25 protein-coding genes are annotated in these 21,551 nt (G+C 66.9%); 3 read left to right on the top strand and 22 right to left on the bottom strand.

Features of this window, described 5'->3' with window-relative positions; translation table 11 throughout:
* Window positions 1-28: 28 nt before the first annotated feature.
* From fliS to NDN01_RS21880, 18 genes are read right to left on the bottom strand one after another with little or no spacing between them, the layout of a single operon-like run.
* Window positions 29-427, bottom strand: a complete 399-nt coding sequence (gene fliS / locus NDN01_RS21965; protein WP_272624123.1) for a flagellar export chaperone FliS — start codon at window positions 425-427, stop codon at window positions 29-31.
* Complete coding sequence (fliD, locus tag NDN01_RS21960) at window positions 424-1,857, bottom strand: flagellar filament capping protein FliD (RefSeq protein ID WP_272624121.1); 1,434 nt, start codon at window positions 1,855-1,857, stop codon at window positions 424-426. Before fliD ends, fliS begins: the two co-directional genes overlap by 4 nt.
* A 52-nt stretch (window positions 1,858-1,909) precedes the next feature.
* A complete protein-coding gene (flhB, locus tag NDN01_RS21955; RefSeq protein ID WP_272624119.1) occupies window positions 1,910-3,037 on the bottom strand; it encodes a flagellar type III secretion system protein FlhB in 1,128 nt (375 codons plus the stop codon).
* Window positions 3,037-3,816 carry a flagellar biosynthetic protein FliR gene (gene fliR / locus NDN01_RS21950; protein WP_272624117.1) on the bottom strand — a complete coding sequence of 260 codons (780 nt, stop codon included), beginning with the start codon at window positions 3,814-3,816 and terminating at the stop codon, window positions 3,037-3,039. The genes flhB and fliR overlap by 1 nt, the downstream gene beginning before the upstream one ends.
* Window positions 3,813-4,082 (bottom strand): flagellar biosynthesis protein FliQ, encoded by a 270-nt coding sequence (fliQ, locus tag NDN01_RS21945; protein WP_272624115.1) that lies wholly within the window; start codon window positions 4,080-4,082, stop codon window positions 3,813-3,815. The genes fliR and fliQ overlap by 4 nt, the downstream gene beginning before the upstream one ends.
* A gap of 5 nt (window positions 4,083-4,087) precedes the next feature.
* Entirely contained in the window at window positions 4,088-4,954 is an 867-nt protein-coding gene (gene fliP, locus NDN01_RS21940; RefSeq protein WP_272624113.1) for a flagellar type III secretion system pore protein FliP, read from the bottom strand.
* Window positions 4,951-5,205 (bottom strand): flagellar biosynthetic protein FliO, encoded by a 255-nt coding sequence (locus NDN01_RS21935; RefSeq protein WP_272624111.1) that lies wholly within the window; start codon window positions 5,203-5,205, stop codon window positions 4,951-4,953. Before NDN01_RS21935 ends, fliP begins: the two co-directional genes overlap by 4 nt.
* A gap of 6 nt (window positions 5,206-5,211) precedes the next feature.
* Window positions 5,212-5,502, bottom strand: a complete 291-nt coding sequence (fliN, locus tag NDN01_RS21930) for a flagellar motor switch protein FliN (RefSeq protein ID WP_272624109.1) — start codon at window positions 5,500-5,502, stop codon at window positions 5,212-5,214.
* Window positions 5,499-6,443: a flagellar motor switch protein FliM gene (locus tag NDN01_RS21925; RefSeq protein WP_443025160.1), complete on the bottom strand. Its 945-nt coding sequence runs from the start codon at window positions 6,441-6,443 to the stop codon at window positions 5,499-5,501. The genes fliN and NDN01_RS21925 overlap by 4 nt, the downstream gene beginning before the upstream one ends.
* Window positions 6,444-6,449: 6 nt before the next feature.
* Window positions 6,450-7,058, bottom strand: a complete 609-nt coding sequence (locus NDN01_RS21920; RefSeq protein ID WP_272624105.1) for a flagellar basal body-associated FliL family protein — start codon at window positions 7,056-7,058, stop codon at window positions 6,450-6,452.
* Window positions 7,059-7,076: 18 nt separating this feature from the next.
* Window positions 7,077-8,198 (bottom strand): flagellar hook-length control protein FliK, encoded by a 1,122-nt coding sequence (fliK, locus tag NDN01_RS21915; protein WP_272624103.1) that lies wholly within the window; start codon window positions 8,196-8,198, stop codon window positions 7,077-7,079.
* A gap of 38 nt (window positions 8,199-8,236) precedes the next feature.
* Window positions 8,237-8,656, bottom strand: coding sequence for a hypothetical protein (locus tag NDN01_RS21910; protein WP_272624101.1), 420 nt, complete (start codon window positions 8,654-8,656; stop codon window positions 8,237-8,239).
* On the bottom strand, window positions 8,649-9,977 hold the full coding sequence (locus NDN01_RS21905; RefSeq protein WP_272624099.1) for a FliI/YscN family ATPase: 1,329 nt from the start codon (window positions 9,975-9,977) through the stop codon (window positions 8,649-8,651). Before NDN01_RS21905 ends, NDN01_RS21910 begins: the two co-directional genes overlap by 8 nt.
* Window positions 9,971-10,714, bottom strand: coding sequence for a FliH/SctL family protein (locus NDN01_RS21900; RefSeq protein ID WP_272624097.1), 744 nt, complete (start codon window positions 10,712-10,714; stop codon window positions 9,971-9,973). Before NDN01_RS21900 ends, NDN01_RS21905 begins: the two co-directional genes overlap by 7 nt.
* Window positions 10,707-11,714: a flagellar motor switch protein FliG gene (fliG, locus tag NDN01_RS21895; protein ID WP_272624096.1), complete on the bottom strand. Its 1,008-nt coding sequence runs from the start codon at window positions 11,712-11,714 to the stop codon at window positions 10,707-10,709. The genes NDN01_RS21900 and fliG overlap by 8 nt, the downstream gene beginning before the upstream one ends.
* Complete coding sequence (gene fliF / locus NDN01_RS21890) at window positions 11,711-13,441, bottom strand: flagellar basal-body MS-ring/collar protein FliF (RefSeq protein WP_272624095.1); 1,731 nt, start codon at window positions 13,439-13,441, stop codon at window positions 11,711-11,713. The genes fliG and fliF overlap by 4 nt, the downstream gene beginning before the upstream one ends.
* Before the next feature lie 3 nt (window positions 13,442-13,444).
* Window positions 13,445-13,816 carry a flagellar hook-basal body complex protein FliE gene (fliE, locus tag NDN01_RS21885; RefSeq protein WP_272624094.1) on the bottom strand — a complete coding sequence of 124 codons (372 nt, stop codon included), beginning with the start codon at window positions 13,814-13,816 and terminating at the stop codon, window positions 13,445-13,447.
* Window positions 13,813-15,117 carry a sigma-54 interaction domain-containing protein gene (locus NDN01_RS21880; RefSeq protein ID WP_272624093.1) on the bottom strand — a complete coding sequence of 435 codons (1,305 nt, stop codon included), beginning with the start codon at window positions 15,115-15,117 and terminating at the stop codon, window positions 13,813-13,815. The genes fliE and NDN01_RS21880 overlap by 4 nt, the downstream gene beginning before the upstream one ends.
* A gap of 249 nt (window positions 15,118-15,366) precedes the next feature.
* Here NDN01_RS21880 and NDN01_RS21875 point away from each other — a divergent pair, with 249 nt between their 5' ends.
* Entirely contained in the window at window positions 15,367-16,176 is an 810-nt protein-coding gene (locus tag NDN01_RS21875) for a flagellin N-terminal helical domain-containing protein (RefSeq protein WP_272624092.1), read from the top strand.
* 123 nt (window positions 16,177-16,299) lie between these two features.
* Here the strand turns inward: NDN01_RS21875 and NDN01_RS21870 are convergent, their stop codons facing one another.
* On the bottom strand, window positions 16,300-16,977 hold the full coding sequence (locus tag NDN01_RS21870) for an ArsR/SmtB family transcription factor (protein ID WP_272624091.1): 678 nt from the start codon (window positions 16,975-16,977) through the stop codon (window positions 16,300-16,302).
* Window positions 16,978-17,048: 71 nt separating this feature from the next.
* Between NDN01_RS21870 and NDN01_RS21865 the strand changes: the two genes are divergently transcribed.
* Both NDN01_RS21865 and NDN01_RS21860 read left to right on the top strand, forming a co-directional pair.
* Entirely contained in the window at window positions 17,049-17,357 is a 309-nt protein-coding gene (locus tag NDN01_RS21865; RefSeq protein WP_272624089.1) for an NIPSNAP family protein, read from the top strand.
* Window positions 17,354-17,719, top strand: a complete 366-nt coding sequence (locus tag NDN01_RS21860; RefSeq protein ID WP_272624087.1) for an antibiotic biosynthesis monooxygenase family protein — start codon at window positions 17,354-17,356, stop codon at window positions 17,717-17,719. The genes NDN01_RS21865 and NDN01_RS21860 overlap by 4 nt, the downstream gene beginning before the upstream one ends.
* On the opposite strand, the gene NDN01_RS21855 is transcribed toward NDN01_RS21860, so the two are convergent.
* From NDN01_RS21855 to NDN01_RS21845, 3 genes are read right to left on the bottom strand one after another with little or no spacing between them, the layout of a single operon-like run.
* Complete coding sequence (locus NDN01_RS21855) at window positions 17,691-18,446, bottom strand: FliA/WhiG family RNA polymerase sigma factor (protein ID WP_272624086.1); 756 nt, start codon at window positions 18,444-18,446, stop codon at window positions 17,691-17,693. The two genes, NDN01_RS21860 and NDN01_RS21855, sit on opposite strands and share 29 nt — an antisense overlap.
* Complete coding sequence (gene flhA, locus NDN01_RS21850) at window positions 18,443-20,524, bottom strand: flagellar biosynthesis protein FlhA (protein WP_272624085.1); 2,082 nt, start codon at window positions 20,522-20,524, stop codon at window positions 18,443-18,445. The genes NDN01_RS21855 and flhA overlap by 4 nt, the downstream gene beginning before the upstream one ends.
* Before the next feature lie 3 nt (window positions 20,525-20,527).
* The gene (locus NDN01_RS21845; RefSeq protein ID WP_272624082.1) at window positions 20,528-21,400 is read right to left on the bottom strand and encodes a lytic transglycosylase domain-containing protein; all 873 of its coding nucleotides are present in this window, start codon (window positions 21,398-21,400) and stop codon (window positions 20,528-20,530) included.
* Between the last annotated feature and the right edge of the window lie 151 nt (window positions 21,401-21,551).

The following is a 21,551-nucleotide window of genomic DNA, read 5'->3' as shown; positions in this document are numbered from 1 at the left end:
ATCACCCCGCAACCATGGCCAGCAGCATTCAGCTCGTGCGGGCGGTCCGCCAGGCCTGGCTGATCTCGTCGAGCATCGTCGCGACCTCACGGAAAGGCGCGGGATCATTGCCGATGCTTGCGTCGATGATCATGCGCCGCACGCCGGCATACAGCCGCGCCAGTGTCTGCGCGACCTCGCCGCCGGCCTCGTGATCGAGATTGGCCTCGAGCGCGAACAGGATCGCGGTGGCGCGGGTCACCTTGTCGCTCTTGGCCTTGGACTGCTGGTTCTCGGCGGCCCAGGCGGCCGCGCGGAGTGCATGGATCGCCTCCTCGTAGAGGAGCTGGACGAGCGCCGGTCCATCAGCCTCGGCGGTGCGGCCGACAAGGTCGATCTGGCGATAGGTGGCATCGGGATCGCGCAACGCGCTTGCGTATTTGATCATCCCTTCGCATTCCACGCGGCGACCTGCTGTTTCAGATAGTCCTGCGTGGCCTTGTAGGCAGCGACGCGCGCGTCAGTCGCGGCGAATTGGGCGGTCAGGCGCGTCCGGAGTTTGTCCTCCTGGTCGGAGATCTTCGCCTGGTCGTCGGCAATGGTGGACTGGGCCTTGGTATAGCGGTCAGCGCTCGCGCCAAGGCCATATTTGGTGCTGACCGCATTGTCGGTGATGGCGGCGAGCGCCGCGCCCAAGCCATTGCCGCTTGCGCCCGTGCCGTCAGCGAACATCGCCTCGACCGCCGCCGGATCCTTGGCCAGCGCCGCGGTGAGCTTGGCGGCATTGACCGAAAGCGTGCCGTCCTTGTTGGTCATCACGCCGATATTGGCCAGCGTCGCCGGCGCATCAGTTCCGCTGCCCGGCACCAGCCTGGTGACGGTAAGCTGGGCGAGCGCCCGGGTGAGCGACTTCGCCACCGGATCGCCGGAGAGCGCGCCAGTCTTGGCATCCGTCTCCTGCTTCACGACCGCCAGCAGTTGATTATAGGTGTCGACGAAATCGTTGACCGATTGCGTGATGTTCGCGTTCGGCGAACTGGTGCCGAGCGTGACCTTGGTGCCGACCGACGCACCGACCAGATTGATTTGCACACCGTCGATCAGGTCGCTGATCGAATTGGTCGATCGCTTGACCGCGACGCCGTCGACCGCGACGATCGCGTCCTTCGCGCTGCTGCCGATCGTCGTGCCGGTCGCACCGACGCCGACATTGAGCGCCGACAGGCCTTCGAAGCCGGGATTTTCCGTGGCGGTCATGGTGAAGGCCTGGCTCGCGCCGGTCGGGCCCTTGAGCACGAGGCGCGAACCATCCGCATCGCTGACGATCGACGCGGTTACACCGGCGTTTCGCGCGTTGATCGCCGCGGCGATCCCGGTCAGGCTCGAATTGGTCGAGGTGATCGCGATGTTGATCGGGCTGCCGCTGCCGGCGGTGAAATCGGTCATCGCCCCATCGGTGACCGTCGCGGTGCCGAGCGTCAGGGTCAGCATGCCGGTCCCGATGGGGGCCGACTTGTCGGCGATCGGGCCGGTGGCGGCTGACTGGGCGGCGGCAAGCTGGCGTACCTCGATCGATCCCGTAAAGCCGGTAAGCTTCGCGCCCGGCAGCGCCTTCGTGGTGACGAGCGACGTGTTCGAGCTGGTCGGCTGAGTCGCGAGCGAACCGCCCTTGATCAGCGCGGTCAGGCTGGTCGAAAAAGCGGTGATGCCGCTCTTGATCTGGCCGACGCCGGAGATCTGCGCGGTGAGCTTCGTGTTGGTGGCGGTCAGGTTCTTGAGCTTGGTCGCGAATTGCGCGTCGACCAGCTGGTTGGCGAGCGCGGTGAAGTCCACGCCGGAACCGGTACCGAGCGTACCCGCGATAGATGTACTCACCATGATTCTATCCTCGGAAGCTTCATCCATGATATCGGCCGTTCGGGGCCAATCTTTAGGCTTGTTTGACCCCGTTTTCGTCGAACCGGGCGGTTTGCGGCACCGGCACGGGCGGCGGGCTGCCGCCGGCCTGAGCATTGATGCCGAACACGAAGGCAAGGATCGTGGCGATCGCCTGGTACAGGTCGTCGCGGATCTCCTGTCCTTCGCGGCTGGTATAATAGAGCGCGCGGGCGATCGCCGGATATTCCAGGATCGGCACCTGCGATTCGCCGGCCAGTTCGCGAATGGCCAGCGCCATCACGCCGCGCCCCTTGGCGACCACGACCGGCACCTGATCGCTGCCGCGATCGTAGCGTAGCGCCACCGCGAAATGAGTCGGGTTGGTCAGCACGACATGAGCCCCGGCGACTGCCTTGCGCATGCCGCGCTTCATCACTTCGCGCTGGCGCTGGCGGATCGCCCCCTTCGCCTCGGGCGAACCCTCGGTTTCCTTGTGCTCGTCGCGAACCGCCTGCTTGGTCATGCGCAGCTTGCCGAGCAGGCGGAGGATCTGGATCGGCAGGTCGATGCCGGCGATGATCAGCAACCCACCGGCCATGACGAACAATATGGTCATCAGGCTGTCGCCCAGCGCGCCGATCGCGCCGTTGATGTCGGAAGACACCAGCCCGATCGACGCCTTCGACGCCTTCCACAGCATATAGGCGCCGATCGACCCGAGCAGGATGACCTTGAGCAGGGATTTGCCCAGTTCCATCCAGCCCTGCGGCCCGAAGATTCGCTTCAGCCCCGATGCCGGATTGATCCGCGATGCCTTGGGCGCGAGCAGGGTGCTGTTGAAGCTCAACGATCCAAGGCCAGCCTGGCTGAGGATCGCGGCGACGAGGGTCACCGCGAACAGCGAGATGATCGACGGGGCAAGCTTCCAGCCCGAATCGAGCAATGGCCGGAAGGGCGAGAAATTCTCGATGTCGGCGCGGCCGAACTGGAAGCTCGACGCCATCACCGCCTTGCACGCCCCGATCAGCGACGGCCCGGCCAGCGCCAGCCAGGCGCAACCGGCCATGACGACCAGGGCGGTCGCGAATTCCTTTGAGCGGAGAACATCCCCCTTTTCCGCCGCGTCCTTCTTGCGCTTTGGCGTCGGGGCTTCTGTCTTTTCGCCGAATTCCTCCGACATCAGCCGAGCACCAGGCTCTGGGTGGCGGCGAGCCCCTGGGTGACGATGACCATCATATAGTCACCCATCGCAGGGAAGGCCAAGGCCAGCGCGACCACGCCGACCGCGAGGCTGGTCGGCAGGCCGATCGCGAAGAGGTTGAGCGCCGGCGCCGAACGCGACAACATGCCGACGACGAGGTTGAGGCACAGCAGCAGGAAACCGACCGGCAGCGCGAGCAGCAGGCCGGCAAGGAAGATATAGCCGCCGAAAAAGGCGATATCCTTCAACTGCTGCGCGGTCAGCCAGGAGGCACCGACCGGCAGCGCGTCATAGCTTTTGACGATCATCTCGACGAGCACGAGATGCCCGTTCATCGACAGGAATAAGAGCGTCAGCATCATCGAGAAGAACTGGCCGAGCGCTGGCGTCGAGCGGCCGTTCTGCGGATCGATCGCCGAGGCGAAGCCGATGCCCATCGACGTGCCGATCACCTCGCTCGCGATCATCGGCGCGGCGAAGGCGATCTGCAGGATGAAACCAAGCGCGAAGCCGACCAGCGCCTCGGACGCCACCGCGAGAAACGTTGCGAAAGCGAAGATCTCGGCCGGCGGCGTGATCGGGTGGGCGGCGAGGACGAGAACCCCGATCGCGCCCGAAAGGGTGACACGCACCGTGACCGGGATCGACACGGCGCTGAACACGGGCGCCGCGATGAAGGCAGCGCCGATGCGCACCATGACGAAGATGAGCGCCCAGAGCTGTGGCTCGATCGAGAGGCCGAAGCCGAGCACGCTCATCGGACGAGATCGGGAATCCGCTCGAAGATGCTGACCGTGAAGTCGCTCAGCAGGCCGAGGATCAGGCCGCCGAAGATCAGGATCGAGAACGCCACCACGATCAGCTTCGGCACGAACGACAGGGTCTGCTCGTTGATCGAGGTCGCCGCCTGGATCATGCCGGTGATGAGCCCGGCGAACAGCGCGGGGATCAGGATCGGCGCCGCGGCGAGTGCCAGCACCCACATCGTCTGGTTGGCGATCGTCAGGAAATAGTCAGCGTCCATGGCCGCTAACTCACGAAACTGTTGGCGAGGCTGCCCATCGTCAGCGCCCAGCCATCGACCAGGACGAACAGCAGCAGCTTGAACGGCATCGAGATCATCGTCGGCGACATCATCATCATGCCGAGCGACATCAGCACGGTCGCGACGACCAGATCGATGACGATGAAGGGCAGGAAGACGAGGAAGCCGATCTGGAACGCTGTCTTCAGCTCGCTGGTCACAAAGGCCGGGAGCAGGATCGAGAAGGGCACGTCGGCGGGCTTCGCATAGGGGCCCGACTTGGCGATGCCGGCGAACATGGTGATGTCCTTCACCCGCGTCTGCTTGGTCATGAAGCTGTGCAGCGGCACCGATGCGTTCTTGATCATGTCGGTCGCGCCGATCCTGTTCTCCGCATAGGGCTGGATCGCGACCGTGTTGATCTGGTTGACCACCGGCGCCATCACGAAGAAGGACAGGAACAGCGACAGGCCGATCAGCACCTGGTTGGGCGGCGTCTGCTGCAGCCCGAGCGCCTGGCGCAGGATCGCCAGCACGATGATGATCCGGGTGAAGCTGGTCATCATCAGCAGGATGCCCGGCAGGATCGTGAGCAGGCCCATGATGATGAGGACCTGCAGCGACAACGCCAGCGGCGCGTTGCCGCCGCCGAGATCGCCGAGCGCACGATCGACCGCATCCCCGGCGCCCGGTGCCGCGGGTGGCGGCACGGCAGGGGCGGCGGTCTGGGCAAAGGCGGGATGGACCATCATCACCGCGAAGACGATGCCGAGGACCAGCAGCGCGACCTTGCCCCATGAGAGGCCGTTGCGGGGCTTCACTGTCCTGATCAGCGCCGGGCCGGTGCCCTTGCGGGTAACGGTGACGGTCATTTGTCGCCCTTGTCGATCAGGGTGACCCCGCCGCGACTGACCGAGACGAGCAGCTTGCGCCCTTCGAACTCGATCACCGCGAGACGCAGGCCGGGCGAGATCATCATGGTTTCCTTGACCGCCATCATGCGGTTGGCGGGCTGGCCGGGCAGGCGCGATTCAAGCCGGCGCCAGAGATAGAGGCAGCCGATCATCAGACCGCAGACGAGCGGCAGCAGCACGACCAGCTTCAGGACATAGGACCACATCATGGCGGATCAGACCCGCTTCTCGGGATTGACCAGCTCGGTCATGCGCACGCCGAAATGGTCGCCGACCATCACCACCTCGCCACGGCCGATCAGCGTGCCGTTGACCAGCACGTCGAGCAGTTCGTTCGCCTGGCGATCGAGCTCGATCACGCTCGATTCCCCCAAGGCGAGCAGTTCGCGCAACGTGAGCGAGGTCGACCCGATCTCGACGGTCAGCTTGACGTCGACGTCCTGCAGCAGCCGGAAATTGGCCGCCAGCGACGAATCGACGGGGAATCCCCCGGTCATGTCGGTCATTGGAGTTCCTCTAGTTTTTCGTGCGAGATCGAATTGAGACGAATGGCCGCATGGCCGTTGGACGTGCCGACGGTGCCGGCACCCAGCCGGTCGCCGCCGACCATCACCGGCACGTCGGTGCCGAGCGTGATCGGAATGACGTCACCAGGCTTCAGGTTCATCAGCATGCTGAGCGGGACCATCGGCTCGGCCAGCACCGACCGGATCGGGAAACGGACACCCATGACGGCACGAGTCAGGCTGTTGCGCCATGCCGGATCAGGCTCGGCCGTCTTCGCATGGACCTTGCCGGTCAGCGACGGGGCGTGCGGCTTGAGCGCCGCGACGGGATAGACGATGTCGACGAACACGGGCTTGGCGTTGCCCGCGGCGATGCCGAAACGGGTGATCACCATTGCATCGTCACCGTCGAGGCCGGCGATCAGCGCCGCGTTCGCCTCGACATGACCGGGCTTGAACTCGATCCGGGCCAGTGGCTCCCAGGCAGCCTTGAGCGGCGCGGCGAGCATCATGCCGAGCCGCCCGATCATCGCCTCGGCCGCCGGCGTGAATTCGGACGGCATATCGTGCGGGACGGCGCCGGTGCCGCCGAAGAACAGGTCGAGCAGTTCCATCACGAAGCGCCCGTCGAGAACCACCATCGCCTGGCCCGTGGCCGGCGTCATCGCCAGCGGCAGCCAGGCGGTCAGCCCGTCGGGCCGCTCAGCGCGGTAGTCGGCGAAGCGCTGGACGACCAGCGGCTCGGCGAAGGTACGGATTTCCTTGCGCAGCAACGGCTCGAACACGCCGCGCATCCCGCGCGCGAGGCGCGCCGAGAGATGCTGCAGCGTGTGCAGATCGCCGAACGGATTGAGGTTCGCGACCCCCAGCGTGGCGTGTTCCGCCACATGCCGGGGCCGTTCCCGTCGTTCGCCCGATTGTGGTGAAGAGCCGTTAACCATGCCAGGTCACTGAACAACAAAATTGGTAAAGTAGACGTTACCAACCCCGCCGAATCCTTCCTTTTCCTTCAGCGTGTCGTTGATCGATTTGGCGAGGCGGCGTTCAAGCAGCTTCTTGCCGTCGCTGGTGAACACCTGCTCCTCGGTCGTGTCGCCGAGCGTCATCAGGATCGCCGAGCGGACCGCGATCTCGTTGGTCTTGATGTTCTCGATCACCGAATCATCGTATGGCGTCGAGATCGCCAGACCGACCTGGATGAAATGGACGCTGTCCTGCAGGTTGGAGGTGAACTCCTTTTCCATCGCATAATAGTTGGAGGCATATTTCTCGCCGCCCGAACCGCTCGGCGGCTTGGAGCCGGCGCCGCCGCCTTCCTCGCCATGGCCACCGCCCTCGCCGGATGCGCTGACGCGTTTCTGCTCGCGCTTCGGAACGAGGCGCGGGCCATTGCCCTCCGTGCCATGAGCGCCACCGCCCAGCATGCCGCTGCTCCAGGCGAAATAGCCGCCGCCCCCGGCGCCGCCGAGCACCAGCAGGCCCAGGACCATGACCAGGAGCTTGCCCTTGCCCTTCTTCTTTTTCCCGGAGGCCTTGGCGTCTTCGGTGTCACTCATTGTCGGGCTCCTTCAATGTCAGGCTAGTCGTTGATCGGTGGAAAAATCGGCATCGGCAGCGGGCACCGCCGCGGGCGCGGGCGCGCGCGGCGCGGCGCGCGACTGGTGATTCGCGTGGTTCGCGCCACCGCCGGCGCCGGTGTCGACGCTGGTCTGCCCAAGCTTCACGCCGCGCGCGTCGGCCAGTTCGGCGAGGCGCGGCTGTGCTTCGGTCAGGAGCGCGCGCGTCGCCTGGGTGTCGGCGGTGAAGCGGACATGGAGCGTATCCCCGTCCTTGCGCAGCGCGACATCGACGCCGCCCAGCGCATCGGGAACGAGGCGAATCCGTGTGTCGCGCGCATTGGCATCGTCGCGCAGCATCTCGATACGGTCGATCATGCCGTGCAGTCCGCGATCGTCGCGCAGGTCGAGCGCGGGATTCTGCGCGCCGCCCGCAGCCTGCACGATGGGCCGCGCCGCGGCATCGGCCTGCGCAATCGCCATCAGCGCGCCGGTATTGCGCGGATCGGCGCGATCATCGGCGCGCACGGGGCCCTCGTGATTGGCAAGGACCGCCGCGATCGCCGCGGCGAAGGTCTGGCCGGCCGGCTGCGCGGTGGGAACCGCGGTCATCGGCGATGGAGCGGCAGCGACGGTCTTCGACAGAGGCTCCGTCACGCCAGCATCCGTTTTCACCGGGAGCCCGGCGGCCGGGACCGGCAGTTCCTTCATCGTGGCGTCGGTCTTTGCCTCCATGACGCCAGGGGCCAGCATCAACGGAACGGCGGCGGTAATTGTCGCCGGACCGGGGTCGATACCAGCCGCACCGGCAAAGGGCGCGCGTGCGCCGGGATCGGGCGGCAGCATGAGCGGCGGGGCCGCCGGCGCCAGGATCGGCAATCCGACCGGCAGCCAGATCAGCGCCGGATCGATCGGCTTGCCGTCATCGGCAACGGCGGCAGGCAAGGCCTTGCCGTCATCGGCAAGAGCCTGCCGGTGAGCCGGCAACGCCGTATCGGCCGGATCGTCGGGCGCGGCCGAGGCACCCGCGTCCAGAAAAGCCGCAAGAAGTTGAACGAATCCGCCAGCCGCGCCCCCCGGCGCGGCTGGACCGGAAACCGGTACTGTCGTCTGTGGCAACTGGGTCGAGAGCTCGATCATCCATATATCCCGTTCGGCACATTCCGCCGCTCAGGGTTTCAGCAAGGATCGTGCCGGATCTTCCGGGTGGGCGGGGCGGCTTCGAGCGCGCGGATCGCCTTGAGCGCCGCGTCGGCATCGGCGCGCGCGATCAGCTTCTCGATCGCGTTCTGGTCCCGCCTGGCTTCGCGAGTGGCTTCGACGGCGCGCTCCACCACGCGTTCAGCGGCGCGGAGCCGCCCCTCCGCCGCTTCGGCCGACTGCTGGAGCCGGTCGCGGAAATGGGCGGTGGCGATGAGGGAGAAGCCCTCGGTCGCGGTCGAGCTCGGCGCGACCGCTTCGGCGAGCTGCGCGATCCTGCCCTTGAGCGCCGTCTCGCTGTTGAACCGCTCCTGCGCCCGCACCTCCTCGGCACGGACCAGCCCAAGCTGCAGCGTGCGGACACGAAGCAGCCGGTCGAGCTTGGCCGGCTTAGCCATCGCCGAACACACCGGTCAGTTCCATCACGGCATCGCCGAGCGACACGATCTCGTCAGGGTCCTGCCTGATATATTCCATCACCGCCGGGTGGCAGGCGATGGCAGCGTCGATCGCCGGATCAGTGCCGGCGCGATAGGCGCCCATCAGCACCAGGTCGCGATTCTCCTCATAAGTCGCGAGGTGACGCCGCAGCACGCGGGCGGCCTTCTGGTGCGGCTTGTCGACGATGTCGGTCATTACGCGGCTGACGGACGGACCGATGTCGATCGCGGGATAGACGCCATGCTCGGCCAGCGCGCGGGACAGCACGATATGGCCGTCCAGGATCGAACGGGCGCTGTCGACCACCGGATCGTTGCCATCGTCGCCGTCGGCAAGCACGGTGTAGATCGCGGTGATCGAGCCGCCCGACGCGACGTCGGTGCCGGCACGCTCGATCAGGTTGGGCAACATGGCGATGGCTGAAGGCGGATAGCCGCGCGCGCTGGCCGGCTCGCCCAGGGCAAGGCCGATCTCGCGACCGGCATGCGCAACACGCGTCAGGCTGTCCATGATCAACAGCACCTTCTTGCCCTGGGCGCGGAACGCCTCGGCAATGGCATGAGTGCGCAGCGCGCCGCGGATGCGCAGCACCGGCGAATGATTGGCGGGGACCGCGACAACGACGGCACGCCGGCGCGCCTCGCCGGCAACCTTGGTTTCGAGAAAGTCGGCGACCTCGCGGCTGCGCTCGCCGATCAGGCCGATCACGATCACATCGGCCTCGGCCGCGCGCACAATCATGCCGAGCAGCACTGACTTGCCGACGCCCGAACCGGCCATGATTCCGATACGCTGGCCCTGGCCGACGGTGAGCAATCCGTTGATCGCGCGCACGCCGACATCGAGCGGCTGAAGCACGCGGCCGCGATCGAGCGGGCTTTGCAGCTTGCCCGCGAGCGGCCAGTGATCCGCCCCGCGAATCGGACCAAGCCCGTCGATCGGCTTGCCCGCGCCATCGACGACACGGCCGAGCAGCGCCGGCCCGACCTCCGCCTCGCCCGGAGGGCCAAGCGGCCGCACCGGCATTTGCGGGAGCAGCGGCGCCGGGCCCCCCAGGTTCATCAGCAGGGTCCGCCCGTTGCGGAAACCGATCACCTCGGCCTCCACGCCGACCCCGCGGGTGCCGACCTGGCAGACCGTGCCGACCGGCAGGGTCAGGCCGACCGCCTCCATCAACAGGCCATCGAACGAGGCGAGCCGGCCGGAGATCTTCGGAGCCGGCGTGAAATCGGGCACGCCCAGCGATTCGAGATAATCGCTCGTGAAACGGTTCAGCATGGCGGCACGGCCACCCGGTCGATCGCCAGGGCGAGCTGTTCGAGCCAGAGTTCCGGGCCGTCCTCGACAATGGTCGAGGCCGATTCGAGCACGAAGCTGCCGCGCGCGACATCCGCGTCGCCGACCGCGAACACCGTCTTGGGCAGCCTGCCGTCGAGCAAGACGACATCGTCTGGGTGAACGCGCAGCAGCGCCGATTCGGCACTGTCGGCGAGAATTTCGGCGGCCGAATCAATCCGGCGGGCGAGGATGTCAGGCGAAATGCCCGCTTCCCCGATCAGCCTGGTGACAAGGAACATCACGGTCTGGCGTAACTGGCGGGCCATCAGTTCGCGATCGAGCCGGCCTTCGTTGCGCAATGCCTCGCCAAGCGCGGCCAGCAGCGCGCGATCGCGATCGCCGGTCTCGCCGATCTCGGCAATGGCCGCGGCCATGCCCTCGGCAAAGCCGGCGGCGTGTGCGGAGGCGAGCGGATCGACGAAGGGCGCCGGGGACGGCGCGGCCTCGGCTGCGGCGAACGGATCCCACCCCTCGGTCGGCTTGGCGTCCGGATCGGCCGGATGGAAATGCTTCGGACCGTCCGATTGCGGCGAGAAGGATACCGGGCCGGCGCGACCCGTGGCCCATGCCCTGAGATCGGCCGGCGCGAACCCTTCGGGCGGAACCTCGAAAGCCTGGTGAAGCGCCTGTGCTATCGCTTCGTGGCGGGCGACAAAGCCTGCGGTGAAATCAGACATAGTCGTCCTCGCCGCCGCCCATCTGGATCGTACCGTCCTTGGCAAGGTTGCGCGCGATCTGGATGATCACCTTTTGCGCCTCGAGCACTTCGGACAGTTTCATCGGGCCGCGTGCCTCCATCTCGTCGCGGATGCCATCGGCGGCGCGGCTGGACATGCAACCAAGGAAGCGGGCGCGCATCGATTCGTCGACGCCCTTGAGAGCCCGGGTAAGGATGTCGCCGTCGATGTTGCGGATGAGCGTGCCGAGATTCTTGTCGTCGAGCTCAAGCAGATTGTCGAAGACGAACATCGCCTCCTCTATTGCCTTGGCCACGTCGCGGTCGATCTTGAACAGCTTGGGCATAACGCGAAGCTCGGTCGCCTTGCGGCCGCTCGACAGGATCTTCGCCGCGTCCTTGGTGCCGCCCAGCGTGACGCCGGCCGGCTGCTGGGTCGTGCCGACCCGGCCGGCGAGTACCGTCTTCAGCGTCTCGACCGCCTCGGGCGTGATCGGCCCAAGCCGCGCGACGCGGTGAAGGATATCGGGCTGCACCGCATCGGGCAGCAATTCGAGTACCTGCGCCGCAACTGTCGGATCGAGGTTCGCGATCATCACGGCGGCGATCTGGGGATGCTCCTTCTCGATGAGCCCGGCGATCTCCGTCGCGTCGAGCCAGTCGAGCAGGTCGATCTGGCAGGCATCCTCGGGCGGGATGATTCGCGACAGCACGCTGTCCGCCTTTTCCTGGCCGAGCGCGCGGGTCATCATCGTCTCGATCTGCGGACGCGGATCGAACGAGATACCGGTACGCTCGCGCGCCTTACCGACGAAATCGTCGAGCACGAACTCGACCTCGGTCTCGCTGACATCCGCGACGGCGAACATCGCCTTGCCGAGCTGGCGGACTTCCTCGGGATCGAGCTTCTGCAGGATCGCGGCGGCTTCTTCCTCGCCGACCAGCATCATCAGCACGGCGGCGCGCTCGACGCCGGTATAGTTGCGGAAAGGCGCGGTCATGGCTTGGCGTCCGCCTTGATCATGTCACGCACCGCCAGGGCGGCGCGCGCCGGATTGTCCCGGGTGAAGCCCCGTACCATACCGATTCGGTCGTCATAGTTACGGGCGCTTTCGAGCGCGTCGATGCTGACCGGGACGCCATTGGCACTCCCGGCTCCACCGCCGCCCGTGCCACCCGCCGCGCCGCCATAGTCGCGGCCGAGCGCCAGGCGCGGCGCCGCGTCGTCGCGCTTTTTCAGCATCGCCTTGGCGAGCGGACGCACGCCGAGGAACAGCACCAGCAGCGCGATCACGATGGCGGTGACGTTGCGCGCCACCACCGGCAGCCAACCTGCCTCGTACCAGGGCTGCTTGTCGTCGAGCGCGGTCGCGCCGGCGAACTTGCGGCTGATCACGGTGACCTGGTCGGCGCGGCCCTGGTTATAGCCAACCGCCGTCTGGACGAGCTGGGTGATCTGCTGGATTTCGAGCTGGCTGCGCGGCTTGCCGGCCTCCGGCTCGCGCAGCAGCACCGCGACCGACAGCCGCTTGATCGCGCCGGGAGCAGCCCGGGTGACCGAGACTTCCTTACCCAGATCATAGGCACGGCTATACTGGTCGCTCTGCTTCATCGCATCGCTGACCGCGCCGACCACGGCGGCTGCCGCGGACGGCGCGCCGGGGGCACCTGCGACCGGCGGCGTACCGGGGGCGGGCGTCGGCGTCGGCTTCGGTGCGTTGAGCGTCGAAGCCGGCGGTGGCGTGTTCGACAGCGCGCCGGGGATGCCACCGGGCTGGGCGCCCGCGCCGTCCTTCTGGTTGCCGGTCCAATTGCCCTGTTCGGCGCGTAGCGTGCCCTGCTTGTCGTAGCTTTCGCGGGTTGCCTGGGTCTCGTCGAGATCGACATCGGCCTGGACCTCGACGGTGAAATTGCCGGCGCCGACCAGTGGCGTCAGCAATTGCACCACCTGCGCGCGGTTCTTTTCCTCGATGCGGCGCTGGAAGGCGATTCGTTCGTCGCTGGCGATGCCGAGCGCGCTCTTGTCGGATCCCTTGGTGAGCAGGCCGCCCATCTGGTCGACGATCGTGACCGCCTCGGGCTTCATGCCCGGAACCGACGAGGCAACGAGATTGATGATCGAGCTGACCTGCGCATCGCCCAGCGACCGGCCCGGTTGAAGCTTGACGATAACCGAGGCTGAAGGCGCGGCGTTATCGCGGACAAATACCGATGCCTCGGGCGTGGCGAGATGGACTCGCGCCTCGGCCACCGCATCGATCTCCTGAATCGACCGGGCGAGTTCGGTCTCGCGTGCCTGGCGAAGGCGCTCGCCCTCGACCGCGCGGCTCACGCCCATCGGCAGATTGTCGAGAATCTGGTAACCGCCGGGCGCACCCTTGGGCAGGCCCTGCCCGGCAAGCAGGATTCGCGCCCGGGAATAATCGTCCTCGTTCACCGTCAGGGCGCCGGTGCCCTCGTCGATCCGCGCGGTGATCTTGGCCTGCTGGAGCGCCTGGGTGACCGATCCCTTGTCGACGTCGCTGAGCCCGGAAAACAGGGTCTTCTGCGTCGGCGTGGACAGCATGACCCAGGCGAGCGCGGCGGCCGCGATCAGGCCGATCATCAGCACCATCGGCAGGCTGCGGCGCACCGCCGGCTGGGCGAGCAGATCCTGGATCTGCCGCAGGGGGTTGGCGAAGCGCTCCGGCAGGGCGGGCGTGGCGGACGGGGTGAGGGCGTTGCTCATGGTTTACACCGGCATGCTCATGATGTCCTTGTAGGCGGACAGGAGTTTGTTGCGGACCTGAAGCGTCGCCTCGAAGCCGACCGAGGCCTGCTGTCGCGCGAGCATCACTTTCGCGATATCGATATTCTCGCCGCGTTCATACGCCGCGGAGAGTTCGCCGGCCTTGTTCTGGCCTTCGTTGACGTTCTTCAGCGCCTCTTCCATCGTCGCGGCGAAGCTGGTCGGCTGCGACGAGCCCACCCCCTGGACCGGGGTCGATGTTCCGGCCGTCGCATTGGCGCGCGACAGCGCTTCGTTACGTTCGAGGATCTGCGCGCGAAGCTGCATCACCCTGTCGACGCTCATCGCGCCGCCGACACCACCGACGCCGCTCATGCCGACACCGTCTTGTTCGGGGCACGGGTGATATCGTCACCCTGCTCGCGAGCCTTGGCGAGGCGATAGCGCAACGTCCGCTCCGAGATGCCGAGCCGCCGCGCGGTTTCGATCCGGCTGCCGCCACAGGCAGCGAGCGTCTCGCGGATCGCCGCGAACTCGCTCATCTGGACGATGTTGCCCAAGGTTGCGGGCTGGGTCGCCGGCTGATCGTTGGCGGCGTGCGCGGCGAAGGCCGGGACCGGCGCCGACGGGCGATCGAACACGATATGCTCTGCCTGGATCGTATCGCCCGCCGCGAACAGCAAGGCGCGCTGGATGACGTTTTCGAGCTCCCGGACATTGCCCGGCCAGTCATGGCCCAACAGCGCCTCGACCGCCGAGGCATCGGGCCAGGGGGTCGTCGCACGATTGCCGGCATGGCGCAGGATCAGGGTCGCGGCGAGCGCTGGGATATCCTGGCGGCGCTCGGCGAGCGGCTTGGTGCTCAGCGGGAAGACCGAGAGGCGGTAATAGAGATCGGCGCGGAACCGGCCGGCGGCGACCTCAGCCTGCAGGTCGCGGTTGGCGCAGGCGATGATCCGGACATCCACCGAGACGGGCGTTGAGGCACCGATCGGCACGACCTCACGCTCCTGCAGCACGCGGAGCAGCTTCGACTGGAGCTGGAGCGGCATCTCGGCGATCTCGTCGAGCAGCAGCGTGCCGCCGTGCGCGGCGCGGAAAAAGCCTTCCCCGCCCGAGGAAGCCCCGGTGAAAGCGCCTTTCTGGTGGCCGAACAGCAGCGCCTCAAGCATCGTCTCCGGCAGCGCGGCGCAATTGATCGCGATGAACGGGCCATCGCGGCGGCTTGAGTTGAGATGGATCGAGCGGGCAAGCACTTCCTTGCCGGTCCCGGTCGGGCCGTTGATCAGCACGCTGATGTCGGCGGCGGCGACCCGCTCTGCCAGGGCGTAGAGCGCGAGGCTCTCCGGATCGGCGGCGGTCGGCGTTTCCTGTTCAGCGACGAGCGCACGGATGAAGCCGTTGCCGACATGCGCGTCCTCGGGGCCGAAGGCGATCCGCGCGGGGCTGCCGTCGCGGGCCGGGACGATATGGCGGCCGGCTGAGCCGACGGCATCGCCGATGATCACGGTGCGGGCCGGTGCGGGCGGCGTCTCGCCATCGGCGACGAGATAGATGTCGCCCGGCTGCGGCCGGCCATCCTCGAACGAGCGGACCGCGAACCCCTGGGCGCGGAGCGACGATACGAGCGTATATTTCTGCCGCAGGACCGCAGCTGACGGGACGATGGCACGCATTGAATTCCCCCTTCGGTAGGAAGGGAAATGCCGCACGGATGGTAAACGCGGAGTTAAGCATATTGCCGTGGCGGCAAATTATTTCCGCCCGGCAGGAATGCGCCACTACAGGCCCCGGAAATGCGCGGTTTCCGGCGGTGCCGTGCGAATTTACTTAATCGGCAGCTTTGCCGGCCGTTACCTTCCATGACGGCTCGGCCCTCCGCTTGGGGGCGGCGGGGATCGTCAGATCACAATGGAGTTCGGACAATGACTGTTATCGGAACCAACGTTGCCGCGCTGCGCGCGACCAACGCGTCGAACGCGGCGTCGAAGGCACTGCAGACCAGCATCGAGCGCCTGTCGACCGGCAAGCGCATCAACAGCGCGAAGGACGACGCGGCGGGGTCCGCCATCGCTTCCTCGCTGACCTCGCAGATCAAGGGCCAGACCCAGGCGATCCGCAACGCGAACGACGGCATTTCGCTCGCCCAGACCGCCGACGGCGCGCTGGGTGAAGTCACCAACATCCTGCAGCGCGTGCGCGAGCTGTCGGTCCAGTCCTCGTCGGGTACCTATTCCGACGACGACCGCAAGAACCTGCAGGTCGAAGTCAAGGAACTGGCGTCGCAGCTTTCGGACATCACGTCGAAGACCAACTTCAACGGCGTCACGCTGTTCGGCGCGAGCGACGTCACGATCAACATCCAGACCGGTTCGGGCTCGGCCGACCAGGTCGCGCTGAAGATCACCGCGCTCAATCTCACCAGCGTTGGCAGCATCGACATCTCCACCGCCGCCGGCGCCAAGAGCGCGCTCGACACGCTCGACACCTCGCTGCTGGCGGTCAACACGACCCGCTCGTCGATCGGCGCAGGCCAGAGCCGCCTTGAATCGGTGGTCAACAACCTGACCAGCAACGTCGCCAACCTGACCGACGCGCGCAGCCGGATCGAGGATGTCGACTTCTCGACCGAAACCACCAACCTCGCCAAGGCGCAGATCCTGAGCCAGGCATCGACGGCGCTGCTCGCCCAGGCGAACCAGAGCCAGCAGGGCGTGCTTTCCCTGCTCCGCTAATATCGGAAAACGGCCTCCGGCACCGCCCCCCATCGGGTGTCGGGGCCGACCGGGCTCTTCCCGCAAGGGCGGAGCAACCAGGAACCCCGGCGGTCGCAGGACCGCCGGGGTTTTTGTCGCGACTCAGCCGCCCAGGAACGCTGCGTCGAACGCCGCCGCGCCGGCCCGGTCGAACCGTATCGCGCGCCCCTCGCCCCGGCGGGCCCAGCCGGCCGCGATGACATGGTCGAGGATCGCCGCGCCCAGCACGCCGCCGAGATGGCTTCGCCGCTCGCTCCAGTCGAGACAGGCCCGGCACAGCGGCCGCCGCGCCCGGCCGAGCCGCACCACATCAATGCCCAGGCCGCCGAGGAAGCCGGCGCCCGCAGGGGTCACCACCGGCGAATCCTCACCCGCAATCAGGCCGTTCCGGGTAAAGGCCTGCATCAGCGCCACGGCCCGCTCGCCCGCAAGGTGATCGTAGCAGATCCGCGCTTCGCGCAGCGCCGCGTCATTCGGTCCGGTCCGCACCCGCATCGCCCCGGTCCGCGCCGCCAGGCTCATCAGGCTTTCCAGCGCCTCCCCCACATCAGCCCCGGACAATTGGAAATAACGATGGCGCCCCTGCCGACGCGCGACGAGCAGCCCCGCGGCATCGAGCTTCGCCAGATGCCCGCTCGCGGTCGGCAGCCCGACACCGGCTGCCTGCGCCAGCTCGCTGACAGTTAGCGCGCGGCCGTCCATCAGCGCGGTCAACATGTTGGCGCGCGCCGGATCGCCGATCAGCGCGGCGATGGCGGCAATGCTTGGCCCGTCCTTCATGGTTCGACCATAGCCGAACCATCAGTGTCACATCAAGGTGTAGGAGAAGGCCCGCAACCACGGAGCCGAGCATGATCACCTGTTTCATCCGCTACGAGATCGATCCCTTCAACCTGCCCGCCTTCGAGCAATATGCACGAACCTGGGGCGAGGCCATTCCCCGCTGCGGTGCCGATCTGATCGGCTATTTCGCGCCGCACGAGGGATCGGTGACGACGGCGTACGGCGTTTATTCGATTGCCGATTTCGCCGCGTACGAAGCCTATCGCGCCCGGCTGAAGGCCGACCCGCTCGGCCGGGAGAATTTTGCCTTTGCCAAGGCGGAGCGTTTCATCCGCCGGGAGGACCGGCTGTTCCTGCGCCGGGTCGACACGCAATGATCGCGGTGATCTTCGAAGTCAGGCCGGCCGACGGCCAGCGGGCAGGCTATCTCGATCTGGCCGCGGCGCTGCGCCCCGAGCTTGAGGCGATCGACGGATTCGTCTCGATCGAACGTTTCGAAAGCCTGACCGAGCCAGGCAAGCTGCTGTCGCTGTCCTTCTTCCGCGACGAGGCGGCAGTGGCGGCATGGCGCAACCGCCCCTCGCACCGCGCGACACAAGCGCAGGGCCGCGACTCGGTATTCGAGGACTATCGCCTGCGGATCGCGGCGGTCGTGCGGGATTACGGCATGGCCGATCGCGACGAAGTGCCCGACGACAGCAGGGCGGCGTTCAGCACCGCCGCATCAGCGCCTTCTTGAGCCGGTCATGCGCCGATTTCTTGATCTGGCAGATCCGCGCGGCACCGACGCCGAGGACAAGCCCGATCTCTTCCAGGTTCAGTTCCTCGACATAATAAAGCTGGATCACCTGCGCCTCGCGCTCGGGCAGGGCGGAGATCGCGCCGATCAGCGCCTCGCGCAGATCGGCCTCGGCGAGTTGCTCGAAGGCGTCAGGCTCGTCACTGGCGAACCACGGCTTGTCGTCCGAATAGACCTGGTCGATCGCCTCGAACCGCACCGGCTCAGCCGTCGCATATTCCAGACGGAGCTTCTCAACGGTGACGCAGAGCTTTTCGGCGATCGCCGCTTCGGTCGGGGCGTGGCCAAGCTCGGTCGTCAGCGCGGCTATCGCATTATTATAGGCGCGCCGGCGACGCATCGCGCCACGGGTCAGCGTCGCCTGGCGCCGCAACGCATCGATCATCGATCCCCGCACACGGGTGACGAGATATTGTTCGAAGGTGACCTGCCCGCGATCCTCGAAGCTGGAGCCCGCCTCGACCAGGGCGACCAGCCCGATCTGCACCAGGTCCTCAACCTCGATCGCGCTGCTCATGCCGCCATGGATGTGCCAGGCGAGGCGGCGGACGAGCGGCATATGCTTCCTGGCGAGCGTCGCCATGTCAGGCGCCGAGGCAGCCGAGGTCCGTCCATAGACCAGCGGCATCGCGCCCGAGAAGGCGGCGGGGTGCGGCTGCGCGGTCATGCCGGCAGCGCTCCGGGCGCGCCGATCACGGCGACGACCTCGACAGATTTGTCCTCGGGTACTTCGAAGAAGCTCATGACTGGGGTATCCGGCAAGATGGTACGGACGAGTTTGCGGATGGCGACGCGGATCGCCGGCTGGACGACGAGCGCGAAGGGCTTGGCCTCATCGACCAAAGGCTGGGCGGCGCGCTGAAGCGCGTCGACGATCCGGCGGCCTAGATCGGGCTCGATGGTGTGGCGGCGCGACGGATCGGAACGGACGGCCTGGCCGAGCAACCCTTCGAGCTGGCCTTCCAGGGTCATCACGCGCAGCGGCTCGCGCACGCCGCACAGTTTCTGGATGATCAGTCCACCAAGTTCCGGCCGGATCATCTCGATGATCTCGTCGGCGTCGAGCGTCCGCTGGGCGGCGACCGCGATGGCGGCGGCGATGCGGCGAAATTCCTTCAGCGGCACATTCTCCGCAAGCAGGCCGCGCAGCACCTGGGTGAGCGTGGTCAGCGGCAACGGGCTGGGCGACAGCGACGCGACGAGGTTCGCCGCGCGATCCTTCAGCCCGTCGAGCAGGCTCTGGACTTCGTCGGGGCCAAGCAATTCGCTGGCATGCGCGCCGAGCTGGTGGTTGAGATGAGTCGCGACCACGGTGCCCGGATCGACCACCAGATAACCCGCACCGGTGGCGGCATCGGTATCGCCGGCGGCGATCCAGACCGCGTCGAGCCCGAAGGTCGGGTCCTTGGCCTTCTTGCCCTGGAGCTCGCCGAACGCTTGGCCGGTATCGAGCGCGAGCATCTCGTCGGGCGAGACGCTGTCCTCGCCGACGGTCACGCCGCCGACGATGATACGATAGGTGAAGGGCGCAAGATTGATGTCGTCGCGCACGCGCACCTGCGGCACGACGAAGCCGAGCTCCTTGGACAGCTGGCGGCGGACACCGGTGATCCGGGCCATCAATGGGCTGCCGCGGCGTTCGTCGACCAGCGGCACCAGGCCATAGCCGATGTCGATATTGACCTGCATCCCGTCGGTCACTTCTTCCCAGCCGATCCTCGACTGGTCGACCGGCTCGACCGCGACGATTTCGACCGGGGCCGGGCGGCGGGCGATCTCGCGCAGCTTCCATGCGGCGAAACCGGCGGCGGCGGCGGCGGGCAGGATCACGAGATGCGGCATGCCGGGCATGAGGCCAAGCAGGGCGAGGATGATCGCGACCGGCGTCCAGGTACGGGCCGAGCCGAACTGGCTGCCGATCTGGCCGGCCAGATCCATGCTTGAGGTGACTCGGGTGACGATGGCCGCGGCGGCGATCGACAGCATCAGCGACGGGATCTGCGCGACCAGCGCGTCGCCGACCGCGAGCAGCACGTAATTGTGCGCGGCGTCGCCGATCGACATGCCGTGGCTGACCGGGCCGAGGATCAAGCCGCCGATGATATTGGCGGCGAGGATCAGCAGGCCCGCGACCGCATCGCCCTTCACGAACTTGGACGAGCCGTCCATCGAACCGTAGAAATCGGCCTCTGTCGCGACCTCGATACGGCGCGCCTTGGCTTCCTCGGGCGTGATCAGGCCGGCATTGAGATCGGCGTCGATCGCCATCTGCTTGCCCGGCAGGGCGTCCAGGGTGAAACGCGCCGACACTTCGGACACGCGGCCCGCACCCTTGGTCACCACGATCATATTGATGATGACCAGGATGGCGAAGACGAACAGGCCGACGACATAGTCGCCGCCGATCAGGAAAGTGCCGAACGCCTCGATGACATGCCCGGCGGCGCTTTCGCCCTCATGACCGTGCACCAGCACGACACGGGTCGACGCGACGTTGAGGCTGAGGCGGAACAAGGTGGCGAACAGCAGCACGGTGGGGAAGGCGGAGAAGTCGAGCGGCTTCTGCGCGTTCAGCGACACCATCAGCACGGCGAGGCTGATCGTGATGTTCATGATGAAGAACAGGTCGAGCAGGGCCGGCGGGATCGGCACGACCATCAGCACGACTAGCAGCAGGATCGCGACCGGCAGCGCGGCGGAGCGGAACAGCGGCGCCATGCCGCCACGCTTGAGAGCAACAGCCATGCGTCAGGCCCCCAGGGTCGCGAGCATCATATACGCCAGCCGCGCCGTATCCGGCGTCGGCCGCATGAGATTGGCAGTCTGCACGCGCGCGGCCCCTCCGTTGATCTGGTCGAGCGTGGCCTGCGCCCAGACGGCGGCGTCGCTGGTGCTGGTCTCGCCATTGCCGGGAATGACGGTCGCGCCGGATTCACCGAGCGTGGTCGAGGCAAGCGCAACGCCGCCAACCTTTGCCGCACCGCCAGCCGCGCCGTTTTCGAGCTTGGCGGTGAACCGGTCATAGATCTGCGCGAGCGTGCGCGGCTGGCCGTTCGAGGCGTAGAAGATGTTGTGATTGGCGCGCGCCGCTGCGGGGAACATCGCCGCGCCGCTGCGGTTTGGGCTGTCCTGCATCGCGCCGAGAAAGGATCGAGCGCCGCCCAGGCCGAGGAAATGCGCCATATAGAGGTCGGTGCCGTTGGCGTCGCGGCCGAGCGCGCTCTCGATCGCGTCCTTGTTGTCCGACGCATGCTCCGCGGCCATGAGCGAGGCGGTCTGCGGATCGTTGCGTAGCGCGAGGATCGAGCGCCGCAGGCCCGGGTCGCTGACCGCCATGCGCCCCGAACTGGTCGTCGAGATGCTGTCAGCCGCCCAGCCAAGGCCATGTTCCGTCCCATGCTGCTTCACCACCCGCAGCCAGCTCTGTTCAATGAACTGATAAAGGCCCGAAGCGCTCGACGTGCCGGCGCGCGCATCGGCGCGCATGCCGCTTTCGAGCTGCGCCTGGCCCATCAGATAGTTGAAATCGATCCCGGTCTTCTGGCTGGCAAGCGCGATCGCCGACTGCACCGAGCCGGTCGATTTCGTCCCCACGAGATTGGCAATCGGATTGAAGGTCATCGATCCCTGGCTGCTTTGCCCTTATTCAGGGTCACAATCAGCAAGGAGCGTGCCAGTTCTCGCCCGTCCGTTCGTGTCGAGCGGGGATCGACCGTATAGAGGCGCTATCGGGATGTATAACGCCCGTCCCGCGCTACGCCGTCTCGTCAGG

Source organism: Sphingomonas sp. QA11 (assembly GCF_028473665.1).
Lineage (GTDB): Bacteria > Pseudomonadota > Alphaproteobacteria > Sphingomonadales > Sphingomonadaceae > Sphingomonas > Sphingomonas phytovorans.
This window is presented reverse-complemented; position numbering and strand designations above follow the sequence as displayed.